This is a genomic window from Myxococcus sp. AB025B, assembly GCF_006518215.1.
GTDB lineage: Bacteria > Myxococcota > Myxococcia > Myxococcales > Myxococcaceae > Myxococcus > Myxococcus fulvus.
Window position 1 is genome coordinate 1 of sequence record NZ_SRLW01000254.1, and the last position, 14,449, is coordinate 14,449.

Genomic DNA, 14,449 nt, shown 5'->3' on the forward strand with positions numbered 1-14,449 from the left:
AGATGCGCTGGAGCTCCTCGACATTCTCTCCGGAGCACAAGAGCACCTCAAGGCCCCGCCCAGCACGGGCGGCCGCAAGCCGCGCATCCTCATCGTCGACGACAGTGAGATGACCGCGCGGATCATCGAGGCGGACCTGGTCACCAAGGGCTTCGAGGTCCACGTCGCGGACACCGCGGACAAGGCCACGAAGATCATCCTCAAGAAGCAGACGCGTCCGGACCTGGTGCTGCTGGACGTGCGCATGCCCAACGTGAACGGCGAGCAGTTCTGCCGCTTCATCAAGAGCAACAGCCTCTTCAAGGGCATCAAGGTGCTCTTGTGCTCCGGAGAGAATGTCGAGGAGCTCCAGCGCATCTGCCGCGAGGCCGGCGCCGACGGCTACATCCCCAAGGACGCCGTGATGAGCAACCTGGTGGCCAAGGAGCTGATGCCCCAGGGCGGCGAGTAGCCCTCCGCCCACGTCGTCCCGTCCTGGATGCAGGGCCCTGCTCACCGGGCTCCGTCCTCCCGGGTCGAGCGCCCTACCCGCGTCCCGCGGCGTTCTCGCGCTCCTCGAGTCCCCGCGCGAAGTTGCCGATGATGATGCCGGGCCGCGCCGCCTTCAGCCGCTGCAGCAGCGTGCGCACGCCCACCGGCTCTCCGCCCGCGCCCACGTCGCGCGCGGCCTCCAGGTACTGGAGCGGGTCGATGGCCAGGGAGCGCGTCTGCACCTGGTCCACGCGGTACTTCTTCACCAGCCGCTCCAGCGCCTTCACCTCGCCCTCGCGGTCCGTGACGCCGGGGAACAGGAGCAGGTTGAGCGCCAGGTACGCGCCGCGCTCGCGCGCGAGGGCGATGGACGCCTCCACGTCCTCCCAGCCGTACTTCACCGGCTTGTAGTACGCCTCGTAGAGCCCCTTGGTCGCCGCGTTGAGCGACACGCGCACGGCGTCCAGGCCCGCGTCGAGCAGCGCCTCCAGGCCCCGGGTGAGGCTGGCGTTGGTGTTGATGTTGATGGAGCCCTTCTGCGTGCGCGCGCGCATGTAGCGGATGGACTCCGCGATGAACTTCCAGCGCGTGAGCGGCTCGCCCTCGCAGCCCTGGCCGAAGCTCACCATGGTGCGGCCCTGCGCGTTCTCCAGGTGGAACAGGCCGATGGCGCCCATCTCCTCCGCGGTGGGCCCGTCATCCATGCGCTCATGCGACGCGGGAGGACCGTCCGCCGGCTGGTCGGAGATGCAGCCCACGCAGCGCGCGTTGCACATCACGGATGCGGGGATGGCCGCCTCGTCGCGGACATAGAACGTGTTCTGCGACGTGAAGCACCGGTACAACAGCGCGCACGTCTTGAGCTGCTTGAGCACGCGGTTGTCCGGGAAGCGCTTCAGGTGCGCGTCCACCAGCGCCTTCATGTCCGGCGTGGAGTAGCGCTCCGGATCCCAATGCGAGCGGCGGTCCGTGTGGATGGCCCACGCCACCGGCCCGTCCTTCACCCACGCCGCCGCCGTGTACGCCCACTGCGGCAGCACCGGCCCGTCCCCCTTCACCTCTCCCGGAAGGAACGTGCGCGTGTAGCCCGGTGGCAGCAGCGCGCCCACCGCGTTGGGGACGAACGTCTTGCCACCCACGTTCATCTGCCGCACCAGCTCCAGCTCGCCCGTGTCGGGATGAAGGCCGACGGGCAGCCTGCCCGGCAGGTGCACCAGCCGCCCGGCGGACGGCAGCGGGATGGGCTTGTCCTGGGGAGGAACGAGCTCTTCTCCGCTGCGCAGCGTGGCCAGCAGGTAGGGATGCTCCATCACCCGGCCCTTGGGGTCGGCGAACAGCAGCTTCGGCGCGGACGTCATGGGGACGCTAACTACCACCGGCCCCCCTTCTGTTTCGATGGCGAACCGTCATCGGACGCACTGCATTCAACGCCGCGCGTCATCCCTCCGAGGTAACAAAGGCTCACCGGTGGCATGGGCACCGCTTGGGCGGACGCCTTGATTCCCTCTAGGGGCCCCGTTAGGGTCCGCGCGCTTTTTCAGTCCCCCTCTCGGAGGCAAGTCGTGATCGTCGGAGTTCCCAAGGAGATCAAAACCCGTGAGTACCGCGTCGGCATGGTGCCTGCGGGCGTGCGCGCGCTCACGAGCGCGGGCCACACGGTGCTGGTCGAGACGAACGCCGGCGTCGGCTCTGGCATCCCCGACTCGGAGTACCAGCGCGTGGGCGCGACGCTCGTCGCCAGCGCGGACGAGGTCTGGAAGCGCGCGGAGATGATCGTCAAGGTGAAGGAGCCCATCGCGCCGGAGTACGAGCGCATCCAGCCCGGGCAGATCATCTACACGTACTTCCATCTGGCCGGCGTGGACCCGGAGCTGACGAAGACGCTGGTGAAGAAGAAGGCGGCGGCCGTCGCGTACGAGACGCTGCAGTTGGATGACGGCAGCCTGCCCTTGCTCAAGCCCATGTCCGAGGTGGCCGGGAAGATGGCCATCCAGGTGGGCGCCGCGTGCCTGGAGAAGGCGCACGGTGGCAAGGGCATCCTGCTGGGCGGCGTGCCCGGCGTGCGCCGCGGCCGCGTCACCGTCATCGGTGGCGGCGTCGTCGGTCTGTGCGCCGCCAAGGTCGCCGTGGGCATGGGCGCCGAGGTCACCCTCCTCGACGTCAACCTGGAGCGCCTGACCTACCTGGACGACGTGTTCCTCGGCCGCGTCAGCGTGCTCGCCTCCGACACGGAGAGCATCGCCGCCTCCGTGCGCGAGGCCGACCTCGTCGTGGGCGCGGTGCTCATCCCCGGCGGCAAGGCGCCCAAGCTCGTCTCCGAGTCGCTCATCTCCGAGATGACCCCGGGCTCCGTCGTCGTCGACGTCGCGGTGGACCAGGGCGGCTGCATCGAGACCTGCAAGCCCACCACGCACGACAACCCGACGTTCGAGGTGCACGGCGTCGTCCACTACTGCGTCGCCAACATGCCCGGCGCCGTCCCCCAGACCTCCACGTACGCCCTCACCAACACCACCCGTCCCTACTCGCGGAAGATCGCCGACATGGGCCTGGTGGAGGCCGTGAAGTCGGACCGCGCCCTGGCCCGTGCGATGAACACCTACAACGGCCACGTCACCTACGAGGCCGTCGCCAAGGACCTGGGGTACGAGTACCTCTCCATCTCCGAGGCGCTCGCGCGCAAGTAGCCCGCCCAGCAGCCTGACAGGCAGGGCACTTCCCGAGGGGGAGGCGTGGATGGCGACATCCCGTCTCCCCTTCGTTATTGAAATGGGGAATAAAGTTCCCCGTCGGGAGTCTGGCGTACCCGAAGCGACCGGACGGGCGGGTGTGACTGGGAAGCCGTTGTTGCCAGTTCTGTTCCCGTGCATACATTGATGGGCAGGCGACAACTCATTCCCCAATTGTTTCGGGCCTCTGGAAGGCGGGACATGTTGGATTTCAGACAACCCAACCGGACGAAGCAGGAATTCGAGGAACTGGCGCTGGCCCACCTGGACCCGCTCTATTCGGCGGCCCTGCGCCTGACGAAGAACGAGCGCGATGCCGAGGACCTGGTGCAGGACACCTGCATGAGGGCCTACCGCTTCTTCGACAAGTTCGAGCGGGGCACCAACATCAAGGCCTGGCTCTTCAAGATCCTCACCAACACGTTCATCAACCGCTACCGGCGCAAGGTGAAGGAGCGCACGGTGGTGGAGGGCGTCGAGCGCGAGGCGGTGCACGAGCGCTTCGTGAGCCGGGACGCGACGGACTTCGCGGCCAACCCGGAGCAGTACTTCTTCGACCGGCTCCTGTCGGACGACGTGCTGCGCGCCATCGACTCCTTGCCCATCGACTTCAGGCTGGTGGTCATCCTCGCGGACCTGCAGGAGTTCTCCTACAAGGAGATCGCCGAGATCCTCGAGTGCCCTGTTGGCACCGTGATGAGCCGCCTGTTCCGGGGCCGCAAGCTCCTGCAGAAGACGCTGCGCGAGTACGCGGTGGGCCAGGGTGTCTTCCGCCATGAGGGAGAGGGCGCGGAGACCCCGGCGAACCTCGAAGAGTATCGTCAAAGGAAGAAGACGGGGTAGAAACAGGTTCCTACCGCGCGCCCATGACCTGCCAGGAACTCGAACGGCTTCTGTATCCGTACCTCGACGGCGAATTCCAGCCGGAGGAGCGGGTCGACCTCGAATCCCACCTCTCCGCGTGCGCTGGATGTCAGCGCCGCGTGGAGGAAGAGCGGAACATGCAGCTCGCCCTGCGGCGGGCCGCCAGACACTCCGTGCAGCGGATGCAGGCCCCGGCCTCGCTCCGCGCGGGCATCGCCCAGGGGCTCCACCAGGAGCACCGCCGCGCGCAATATGGGGTCTGGCTGCGCGCGGGCGCCGTCGCCCTGGTGGTGGTGACGGTGACGAGCGGCTGGTCCGCGTATCAGGCGGGCAAGCGGGAGCGGCTGGCGAAGGAGGAGCTGGTCCTGCGCTTCAAGCGTCCGCTGCCGTACGAAGTCACCGCGTCCAACTCCGAGCAGCTGGAGACGTGGTTCAAGGGCACGGTGGATCCTCGCGTCGCCCTGCCGCAGCTGCCTCGCGCCAAGCCGCTGGGCGGCCGCATCTCCATCCTCAACGGCCGCGAGGTCGCGTACATCAGCTACGAGACGCTCCCCGACGAGGGGGGCCCCAGTCGTCGGCTCGGCGTGTTCGTGGTGCCGGACGAGGCGAGCCCGCGTCCCCAGGCGCTGCCCGCGGTGGAGGTGGACTCCGCGCAGGGCTTCAACATCGTGACCTGGCGGGACCACGAGGTCGTCTACGAGATGGTCACCGACATGGACGAGCGTGACATCCTGCGCATGCTCGAGGAGCGCGAGCACGGCGCCACCCTGGCCAGCACGCCCCGGGCGATGGAGTCCGCGGACGGGAATTACTCGTACCAGACACTCCCGATGCCCGCGCGCTCGCGTCCCGCCGTCTCCATCGAGCCCGCGTCGTTTCCCTGAAGCGCGGTGTTGCTCGCGCCGTGGCGCCTGCCCGACTGCCCTGCGGGCGGAGTTTCGTACGGCCCGAACATTTGACGGTCCCTGACATGGCCGATAGCCTCGACGGCGCTTCTTTCCTCGCGCGCCACCGTCACTCGTGGCGCCCGCGCGCGCCGCACCCAGGTCGGGCCGTTCCTACATGTCCAAGAAAATCCTGATCGTCGAGAAGAGCGACACCGCCCTCGCAGCCACCCTGAGGCCCGTCCTGGAGGGACGGGGCTTCACCGTGGAGGACACCGCGGACGGCAAGGGCAGCGTGGAGCAGATTCGCCGCGACAGGCCCGACCTCGTCGTGCTGGCCGTGGAGCTGTCCGCCGGACAGAACGGCTACCTCATCTGCGGCAAGCTGAAGAAGGACGACGACCTCAAGAACGTCCCCATCGTCATCGTCGGCAACCCGGATGGCTTCGCGCAGCACCGCAAGCTGAAGGCGCACGCGGACGAGTACGTGCCCATGCCGGTGGACGCCAACCTGCTCACCGAGCGCGTGGGCGCCATCATCGGCTTCCCCGAAGTGGCCGTCTCCGAGGACGTGGTCGACGAGAGCCTCACGCTGGACGCGCTCGGCGACGAGCCGATGACGGCGGACTTCGGTGAGGAGATCTCCGTCGACACCGGCGAGGACGAGGAGCCCGCGGTCGCCGGCGAGGAGCTGGACCTGGACGCGGCCTTCAGCGACATGTCGTCGCCGGAGCCCGAGCCCGCCGCCATCGTCGAGGAGCCCGTGGAGGCCCCGCCCGACGCCGTCGTCGAGGGCGTGGAGGAGGACTTCTCCGGCCTGGACGCGCTCGGCTCGGACGCGGACGACGCGCTGGACTCGCTGGACGACTCGGAGAAGACGGTGGTGGGCTTCATGCCCGTCGCCACCGCGCCGGTGGCGCCTGCCCCGCTGAAGGTCATCGAGCCGCCCAAGGCCACCACCCCGCCCCCCGCGCGCACGCCGACGCCGCCCGCGCGCACGCCCGCGGTGGCCACCAGCGCGCCCGTGGCCGCGGCGCCCGTCACCTCCGCCGTGGACGCCGCCGAGCTGCGCGGCCTGCGCGCGAAGGTGGCCGAGCTGCAGGCCGCGCTGGAGGACTCGCGCGGCACGGCCTCCCAGGCCGAGGACCGGGTGCGTGAGCTGGAGGCCGAGCTGGAGGGCAAGGCCACCGAGCTGGAGACGGCCCGCGCCGCCACCGGCAAGAACGACAAGGACACCTTCGCCCTGCGCGACGCCGTCAACAAGCGCGACAAGGAGATCCTCCGCCTCAAGACGGAGCTGAACCAGAAGGACCAGGAGATCGTCGAGCTCAAGGACCAGCACCTGGAGCTCGAGCAGGCCTCCAGCACGACCGAGTCGGAGATGGCCCGGCGCGACGCGCAGATCAAGACGCTCACCACCCGCGTGGACACGCTGACGGCGGAGCGCAAGCGCGTGGACCAGCAGCTCGCCACCTCCAAGGAGGAGGCGCGTGGCGCCGCCGCCCAGGTGACGACGCTCCAGGAGGAGCTGGATCAGCAGGCCGCGCAGACGGCGGGCCTCAACGCGGAGCTGGAGGAGCTGCGCAACCGCACCGGCCAGCTCGAGGTCGACGTGCAGACGGCGCGCGAGGAGGCCGACACCCTGCGCGGGCAGGTGGAGAGCGCCCAGCGCGAGGCCGAGGAGCTGCGCTCCCAGCTGGAGCAGACGCAGACGGAGCTGTCCGCGCAGGGCACCCGCGCGGCCGAGGAGGCCGACGAGCTGCGCCGCCGTATCGCCGAGCTGGAGGCCACCGCCGTGCGCAACGAGGAGCGGGTCACCAAGCTCTACGCGCGCATCAAGAACGACGAGAAGCTGCGCGAGAAGACGAAGAAGGCGCTCGCCATCGCCCAGCAGCTGCTCGAGGAGAACGCCTCCTCCGTGGCCGACGACGCCGACGAAGCGGCGGCCTGAGGCAGCCTCCACGCCGCTCCCGCCACGGGCTCGACGCGAGGCGCTGGAGCGGCGGTGGTCCCCGGGGTCGAAGCCCTCTTTGAAAGAGGGCTCCCCCACTCCGCCCCGACTACTTGTCGTCGGTCTTCTTGGGGGCGGTCTTCTTCTCCAGCAGCTTCTTGGCGAACGTCTGCACCGCGGCCGGCACGTTCTTGTCGCGGCTCAGGTCCTTGAGCTCGCCGTCGCGCAGGGCATTGAGGAACTTCATCGTGACGGTGAGCGGCACCTTGGGGTTCTTCACCAGGGCCAGCTTCACCTTCATGTTCTTGGTCCACTCGCGGTTGTTGTAGATGACGCGCAGGACGTCATCCATCATCGCGCGGTTGGAGGCGCACGCGAGCACCTCGCCGTCGGTGATGCGCGGGCTGCGGATGACCGCGACGGCGACCAGCTTGTTCGTCTCGCGGATGAGCGCGCCGCGGGCCTCCTTGTTGCCCAGCGTGGCCAGCTTGATCTTCTCCGCGATGGACATCTTCATCAGCCGCTGGGCCAGCGTCAGGCGCTTGCCCTCCTCCATGGGCGCGGCGTTCTCGTCCGCCACCTCGCCGCCCATCTCCTGGAGCACCTCCTGCGCGGTGGGCCCCGGGTCCGGCGGGGCCTCGGCGGCCTCGGGGCCGAACAGGCGCACGCGCGCGGCCTTCATCTGCGGCACGTCCGTCAGCTGCAGGCCGCTGCGCACCGCGAAGTCACAGACGCTGTCGATGAGGGACACCGGCGCCTGGGCGTTGGCGCACAGGCCGCGCAGGATGTCCTCGTAGCGCAACAGGCGCAGCTGGTTCTGCCCGATGATCTCCGCCAGCTTCGGTCCACACTCGCGCGCCACCTGGGCCACGGCCTCGTCGGGCGTGTTCGAGTTGAGGACGAGCATCTCCGCGTAGGCGTCCTTGTCCTTGAGCAGCCCAAGGAAGTAGCCCAGCACCTGGGGCTGCACCTCCTCGTCGCGCAGCGCGGAGCCGAGGATCTTCTCGGGCAGGCCCGCGGACGTCTTCGCCGCCGTCTCGCGCACGCCCGCGTCCGGGTCGTACGTCAGCATGTACAGCGCGCCCAGCATGTCGGACGGGCTGAGCGGCACGAGCGACTTGGCGGCCATCATCCGCAGCGGCACCGGCGCGGCCGGGTCCACGTGCTTGCGCAGGTTGGGCGGGAGGAACTCCGCGTTGAAGGGGCAGCCCGGGGGAGGCGCCGGGACGTTGCTGGGGGCGGCGGTGGTCATGTCGCGTGGTTCCTTCCGTAGATGATGCGCAGGCCCTCGAGCGTGAGGAACTCGTCCACTTCGTGGATGGCCTTGGATTCACTGGCCACCAGCGGCGCGAGCCCTCCGGTGGCGACGACCCTCACGGGGTGGCCCAGGTCGGCCTGCATGCGCGCGCAGATGCCGTCCACCATCCCGACGTAGCCGTACACGAGCCCCGACTGCATCGAGTGCACCGTGTTGCGGCCGATGACATGCGGCGGCCGCGCGAACTCCACGCGCGGCAGCTTGGAGGCGTTCTGGAACAGGGCCTCCATGGAGATGTTGATGCCCGGGCAGATGCAGCCGCCCAGGTACTCGCCCCGCGCGGACACCGCGTCGAACGTGGTGGCGGTGCCGAAGTCCACGACGATGAGCGCCGAGCGGTGCTTCTCGTACGCGGACACCGCGTTGACGATGCGGTCCGCGCCCACCTCGCGGGGGTTGTCGTAGAGGATGGGCATGCCCGTCTTCACGCCAGGCCCCACGAACATGGGCCGCATGCGGAAGTAGCGCTCGCTCATCTTCTCCAGGCTGAACTGGAGCGGCGGCACCACGCTGGACACCACCACCGCGCCCACCTTCGCCGCGTCGATGCCGCTGTGCGAGAAGAGCTGGCGCACCAGGATGCCGTACTCATCCGAGGTGCGCCGGGTGCTCGTCTCCACGCGCCAGTGGTCGAGCAGCCGTCGGCCCTCGAACACCCCGAGGGCGGTGTTGGTGTTGCCAACGTCGATGGCCAGGAGCATCACCCCGCGCACTCTACTCCGAAGGCGCCGCTCGGCGGGGCGTCTGGCGCGGGCGCGGCGACTGCCTGGGGCGCAGCTGCTCCACGTCTCCGGCCAGCACGCGCTCCAGCTGTCCGCCCTCCGTGCGCACCAGCAGCGCGCCGGACGGGTCGATGTCCTCGGCCAGGCCCCGCAGCTCGCTGCGGTCCGTGCGCACCAGCACGTCCTGCCCCAGGGTGGACGACAGCTCCTTCCACCGGGCGCGCACCGCGTCGAAGCCCGTCTCCAGGTACAGGTCCAGCCACTCCTCCAGGCGCGTCCACAGGGAGGCGGCGAACCGGGCGCGGTGCACCTTCTCGCCCCGGGCCAGCGACAGCGAGGTGGCCACCCCGCGCAGCTCCTCGGGGAAGTGCTCGTCCTGGCAGTTGAGGTTGACCCCCACCCCGACGATGACGAAGTGCACCCGCTCCGGCTCGGCTGACAGCTCCGTGAGGATGCCCGCCACCTTGCGCCCGTCGATGTGCACGTCGTTGGGCCACTTGATGGCGGCGTCCACCCCGCACTCGCGCAGCGTCTCCGCCAGCGCGACGGCGGCCACCAGCGTCAGCTCCGGCGCGCGCTGGGGGGGCAGCTCCGGGCGGAGGATGGCGGAGAAGTACAGGTTCAGCCCCGGCGGCGACACCCAGGCGCGGCCCCGGCGGCCCTTGCCGGAGGTCTGCTGCTCGGCCACCACCACCTCGCCGTGCTCGGCGCCGTCCTGCGCCAGCCGGAACGCCACCTCGTTGGTGGAGCCCAGCACCGCGTGGTGATGGACCGTCCGGCCCAGGTCATGGGTCTCCAGCAGCGGCGCGACCTCCAGCGCGGTGAGGCGGTCCGGGACCTCCACCAGCCGGTAGCCCCGGGCGGGGACGGCCTCGATGCGATAGCCCTTGGTGCGCAGGGCCTCCACCCGCTTCCAGACCGCCGTGCGGGACAGCCCCAGCTTGCCCGACAGGGCCTCCCCGGAGGTGTAGTCCTCACCACTCTCGGAGAGGAACCCGAGGATGAGTTCCTCCTGCGTCTGCTCGGTCGATTCCAGGGCCACGGCGACACCTCACGAGAGCGCAAGGGTACGGAGCGGCGGCCGGGCTTTCAACTCGCCGGGCAGGGGCCCTTGGACGCCCCTCCTCGCCCTCCCTCCTGGCCTTCAGCCGGCCGGTGGGGTGCTCGCCCCGGGGGCACGACTCCCACCCACCTGATAGGCGGTGAGCTCCAGCTGCGTCTGGAGGATGCGCCGCTGGTTGGCCGTCTCCAGGAAGATCTCCATGCGCACCATGCCGACGCCGGGGGCGAACGTCCACGCGTTGACGAGCGTGTCCCTGGCATCCACGCGGTTGCGCCCCTCCACCTGCACACAGGACGGGAAGGTGCCCGCGGGGGTGTCACACGCGCTGCCCGCCTGGACGATGCGATAGCGCTCGGTGGAGGACACCGACACCACGTTCGTCCACGAATGGCCGGTCTCCAGCGGGCCCCGCAGCAGGTAGCGCTTGGGGTCCCTCAGTCCGTAGGCATCCACGGCGAGCTGGCCGCCCTGGTTGTCGTGGAAGAAGCCCTCCTCCTGCTTGAGGATCTCCACGGTGACGAGCTTGTCCTCGCGGCCGTTCAGCCGGTAGGTCCAGCTGTTGCCCACCGCGAGCGGGTAGTAGTCCGCCACGCTCCCGGCCACGGACGACGTCTGCGACTCCGACTCCACGCGCTTGGAGCAGCCGCTCCCAAGCATCAGCGTGGCCAGCAGGGCGGCGGCGCCCACTCCGAACGAACGGTTCATCTCGATGTCAGTCCGCGTGGTCCCGGCCACGCGCCTCCGCGGTGATGTGCTTGCGTGATGCGTAGAGCGTCTCCAGGGCCTGCTGCGCCGCGGCCTGCACGGCGGGCGCGTCATGCCCCTGGGCCACCGTATACAGGTACGCCTCCGCCTCCGGGCCACCAATCTCGCCCACCGCGAAGACGAGCTCCTGCACGAAGCCGTTGTCCTTGCCGCGCGCCAGGTCGATGAGCGCCGGCACCGCCACGCGCGCCTTCATCTCCACCAGCGCGCCAATCGTCTTGCGCAGCACCTCCCCGTCCGAGGACTCCTTGAGCCGCTCGATGAGCAGCGGCGCCGCGGCGGGGTGCTGGCGCTCGGCCAGCGTGCGCAGCGCGAACTCGCGCAGCCGCGCATCGTCCGCGCGCAGCTCCTGCACCAGCACGTCGTCCGTGCGCTCCAGCGCGTTGAGCTGCATCACCGCGGAGTCCGTCACCTGCTTGAGCACCGCGTCCAGCGCGGCGCGCATGGCGGCCTGCCGGCCCGCGGGCGAGTCCTCCATCACCGGCGCCTCGCCCAGCCCCACCACCTCGTAGTGCTGGGGCAGCTCCCCTCCGAAGCGCTCCAGCACGAGGTTGGCGCCCACCTCGGCGAAGCTGCGCGGATCCCCCTCCTTCAGGACCTCGCGCGTGAAGGGCACGTCCAGCGTCAGTCGCCAGGGCCGGACGTCCTTCGTCACCTCGTCGCCCTTCAGCTCGAAGCGGCCGGAGGACTTCAGGGACTGGGTGAACAACGTCGCCACGCCCTCGGGCGCCAGGCCCAGGAGGGCGTTGTCCTTCACCGTCGCTCCGGAGACATCCACCGGGGAGACGGGATAGCGCGGCGCCTGCGAGCGGCAGGCGCCGAGGAGGACGGCGCAGAAGGCGAGAATCAGGGCCGGCTTCATCGCCCCCTCAGGGTAACACCCGGAGCGGGCCCGCGCCGGCCATTCCCACCCTCCGCGCCAGACGGTGTCAGCCCTCTCCCCCTTCGGATGGGCTCTTCGCGGGACGGTGCGCATCCTCTCGCACCTCGTGCGACTCCGCTCCCGGACCGGACACGGGCGGGACGACCGCCTCGGGCTGGACCTGCGCCTCGCGAACCGGCGCCTCGGGCTCGGCGACGCCCTCGGTCCGGGTGCTGGCCTCCAGCGCCTCGGCCAGGGAGCCCGCCACGGGGACAGCCTCCGGGCTCGGCGCGGTGGCCTCGCTCACGCCGACCTCGGGCGCGGCCACCGGGTCCTGGTGCTTCGCGATGCCCACCTCACCGTCGGGAGAGGGGGTGCCCTCCGCCTGCGCCTGGGGCGCGGCGATGCTCGCCTCACCCTCGGGAGCCGGAGTGCCCTCCGCCTGCGCCTGGGGCGCGCTCACGGCCTCGCCCGAGGGCGCGGCGCCGTTCGCGGCCTCCGCCGGAGTGCCACCCGCCGGAGTGGCGCCAGCCTCGGCGCCCCGGTTCCCACGACCCCGACGTCCACGACGGCGACGGCGGCGGCGCTTGCGGTCGCCCTGGCCGGGCTCGCCGTTCGCTTCGGCGCCCTCCGGACGGGCGCCCACGAAGGCGCTCGCGGCCTCCAGGTCGTCGTCATCACCCTCGTCGTCGTCCTCGCCCTCCTCGTCCTCGGAGCCCGTGTTCTGGGGCGCGGGCACGGCGGGAGCGGCCTCGACCGCGACGTCGCCCTGGGCGCGAGCCTCGCCGCCCTCGGAGGAGACCTCCACCTCATCGGACGAAGCCAAAGCGGACGCGCGCTTCTCGCCACGCTCGCGGCGACGCTTCTCGCGCGGGCGCTCCGACGACGCGGCGACCTCGGGGGACTCGTCCTCGCGGGACTGCTTCTCGCGCTGACGCTCCTCGCGGCGCTTCTGGGCCTCCTCGGCGTCCAGCTTGGCGGCCTCGAAGAAGCGCTCGTCGATCTCGTACAGCTCCACCCGGGTGACGGTGACGGCCGTCTCGGCCTCCAGGAACTTCTCCCCCAGCGCGTCGCCGCACCACAGCATCACCAGCGAGCCGCTGGCCTGCGCCTCGGTGCGCGCATCGCCGCGCACGTCGCCCGCGCTCACCAGCAGGCCCACCTGCGCCGAGTAGTGGCTCAGGTCGCGCCGCAGCTCCTGCACGCACTTGCGGTCGATGCCGGGCGTGCCCTTGAGCATCCGCACCGCGTAGCGCAGCTCCACGCTGCCCTCGCGCTTGCGCGCGGTGAGCAGGGGGCCTTCCTTGGAGCGCTTGGCCACCTTCAGCTCGCGGAAGCCCAGCCCGTGCATCATCTTCACGACGGACTTCTCGAACGTGCCCACGTCCGCGTCGCCCAGGCGCTTGCGCAGCCCTCGCGCCACCGCGCGACGCGCGTCCTTGAGCGACGTGCGCAGCGTGGTGAGCAGCGCCGCGTCCACCACCGGCTCGCCCGCGACCGCCGCGGCCGAGGAGCGCGCCAGCACCGGCCGGCCCGCCTCCAGCGGAATCCCCAGCGCCTGCGCGAACGCGGCCTGCAGTTCCAGCGACGGCGCCTCGCTCGGCGAGCCCGCGCGCTCCAGCGTCACCTCGCCGGAGTCCTTGTTGAACGCGTACTGCGGCCGGCGACCCGCGTCGATGCGACGCTGGTTATCCTCCAGGAGCGCCGTGAGCACCGCCTCCACCGTGAGGTCCTCGGCGCACAGCTCCTTGCTCCGGGCGCGCTCGATGATGGCCTCGGTGCGCAGCCCACCGTCGGCGTCGCTGAGGATCTCGAACACCACCTCCGGCAGCGGCGGGAAGCGCTTGCGCTTTCCACCCCGCTCCTCGTCCTCGTCCCGGCGGCGCTTGCGCTCACTGCCCCGACCCGCCGCTCGCACGTTGTCCGTGCGCGGCTCCGGGTGGCGCTCCGCCGGCCTGAGCGGCGGCAGGTCCTCTTCCGGATTCGGCTCGATTACGCCTGTCTGCGCCAGCGCCTCCACGTCCTCGGGAATCGACCAGTCCACCAGGGCGAAGGTGTCCTTCGCCGTCACAATCACCTTGCGATCCCTCGTGCGACGCGCCATGGCGGCCAGGCGCGAGAGCATCGTCACCTCGGGCGTCTTGCCGACGTGGGAGAGCAGGCTTTGTTGGATGGACTTCTCGGTGATTTCAAGGAAGTGGAGGGGACGTCCTTCGCTCTCCAGGATGCGGAGCGCGGCCTCGTAAAATGTCATCGAGTATTCCCCAAGAATTCCGAACGGTTACAAAAATGTAGGTCCGTATGGGCGGCGGATGCTAGCCATCGCTAAACTGGCTTGTCAACGAACGGAAGATGACCCGCATACGCATCGGACAGCGCTGGAAACGCGAACCCTCGGCCTCCCCGCTGGATTCCATCGCACTGGAACTGGACGGCGTGGACCTGCTGTCCGGAGCGGTGGAGGAGTCCTTAGCAGAAGTGGTGCCCGCTTTGGTGCGCGCAGTGGCCTCTCTTCGCACGGGGGGCCGGCCCATGGCCCAGGTCTCCCTGGCGGAGGCCCACCTGGAGCTGGTCCTGAGACGGGTGGGCGCCGAGGTGGAGCTGCTCGTGGTGAGCCTGGCCCGCCCCGCCCGGCTGATGCGGCCCCCCGTGAGGGTGGACGCCGAGGAGCTGACCGAGGCCGTGAAGACCACCGGCGCGCGCTTCCTCGCGGACGTCACCCAGGTGGCCCCCAAGAGCGTCTCCGCCCCCCTCGCCCAGGCGCTGGCGGAGCCGCTCAAGCAGCTCGCGAGGCCTTCGCGGCCCCCCGATGAGGAGCCC

General features: G+C 70.3%; 12 protein-coding genes and 1 pseudogene. 6 read left to right on the forward strand and 7 right to left on the reverse strand.

Translation table 11 applies throughout. The features are described 5' to 3' along the window. Positions 1 to 451: response regulator (locus FL311_RS32115; RefSeq protein WP_141331207.1), on the forward strand; the 451-nt coding region annotated here is incomplete at its 5' end. Positions 452 to 524: 73 nt separating this feature from the next. Here the strand turns inward: FL311_RS32115 and FL311_RS32120 are convergent. Continuing rightward, positions 525 to 1,829: a radical SAM protein gene (locus FL311_RS32120; RefSeq protein ID WP_141331209.1), complete on the reverse strand. Its 1,305-nt coding sequence runs from the start codon at positions 1,827 to 1,829 to the stop codon at positions 525 to 527. Positions 1,830 to 2,033: 204 nt separating this feature from the next. Here FL311_RS32120 and ald point away from each other — a divergent pair, with 204 nt between their 5' ends. From ald to FL311_RS32140, 4 genes are all read left to right on the forward strand, one after another. After that, entirely contained in the window at positions 2,034 to 3,158 is a 1,125-nt protein-coding gene (gene ald, locus FL311_RS32125) for an alanine dehydrogenase (protein ID WP_141331211.1), read from the forward strand. A 243-nt stretch (positions 3,159 to 3,401) separates the two neighbouring features. Beyond that, a complete protein-coding gene (locus FL311_RS32130; RefSeq protein WP_141331222.1) occupies positions 3,402 to 4,043 on the forward strand; it encodes a sigma-70 family RNA polymerase sigma factor in 642 nt (213 codons plus the stop codon). Between the two features lie 23 nt (positions 4,044 to 4,066). Next, complete coding sequence (locus FL311_RS32135; RefSeq protein ID WP_141331224.1) at positions 4,067 to 4,948, forward strand: anti-sigma factor; 882 nt, start codon at positions 4,067 to 4,069, stop codon at positions 4,946 to 4,948. Between the two features lie 178 nt (positions 4,949 to 5,126). Continuing rightward, the gene (locus tag FL311_RS32140) at positions 5,127 to 6,899 is read left to right on the forward strand and encodes a response regulator (protein WP_141331226.1); all 1,773 of its coding nucleotides are present in this window, start codon (positions 5,127 to 5,129) and stop codon (positions 6,897 to 6,899) included. A 109-nt stretch (positions 6,900 to 7,008) separates the two neighbouring features. On the opposite strand, the gene FL311_RS32145 is transcribed toward FL311_RS32140, so the two are convergent. From FL311_RS32145 to FL311_RS46180, 6 genes are all read right to left on the reverse strand, one after another. After that, the gene (locus tag FL311_RS32145) at positions 7,009 to 8,151 is read right to left on the reverse strand and encodes a hypothetical protein (RefSeq protein WP_141331228.1); all 1,143 of its coding nucleotides are present in this window, start codon (positions 8,149 to 8,151) and stop codon (positions 7,009 to 7,011) included. Next, positions 8,148 to 8,918 carry a type III pantothenate kinase gene (locus tag FL311_RS32150; protein WP_141331230.1) on the reverse strand — a complete coding sequence of 257 codons (771 nt, stop codon included), beginning with the start codon at positions 8,916 to 8,918 and terminating at the stop codon, positions 8,148 to 8,150. Before FL311_RS32150 ends, FL311_RS32145 begins: the two co-directional genes overlap by 4 nt. 13 nt (positions 8,919 to 8,931) lie before the next feature. Further along, positions 8,932 to 9,981: a biotin--[acetyl-CoA-carboxylase] ligase gene (locus FL311_RS32155; protein ID WP_194869448.1), complete on the reverse strand. Its 1,050-nt coding sequence runs from the start codon at positions 9,979 to 9,981 to the stop codon at positions 8,932 to 8,934. A 102-nt stretch (positions 9,982 to 10,083) separates the two neighbouring features. Next, a complete protein-coding gene (locus FL311_RS32160) occupies positions 10,084 to 10,737 on the reverse strand; it encodes a hypothetical protein (protein ID WP_141331232.1) in 654 nt (217 codons plus the stop codon). Beyond that, the gene (locus tag FL311_RS32165) at positions 10,715 to 11,629 is read right to left on the reverse strand and encodes a HEAT repeat domain-containing protein (RefSeq protein WP_141331234.1); all 915 of its coding nucleotides are present in this window, start codon (positions 11,627 to 11,629) and stop codon (positions 10,715 to 10,717) included. Before FL311_RS32165 ends, FL311_RS32160 begins: the two co-directional genes overlap by 23 nt. Before the next feature lie 67 nt (positions 11,630 to 11,696). Further along, the gene (locus FL311_RS46180; RefSeq protein ID WP_141331236.1) at positions 11,697 to 13,883 is read right to left on the reverse strand and encodes an HTH domain-containing protein; all 2,187 of its coding nucleotides are present in this window, start codon (positions 13,881 to 13,883) and stop codon (positions 11,697 to 11,699) included. 98 nt (positions 13,884 to 13,981) lie between these two features. Here FL311_RS46180 and FL311_RS32175 point away from each other — a divergent pair. Then, a pseudogene (locus FL311_RS32175) lies at positions 13,982 to 14,449 on the forward strand (hypothetical protein); the annotation flags it as partial.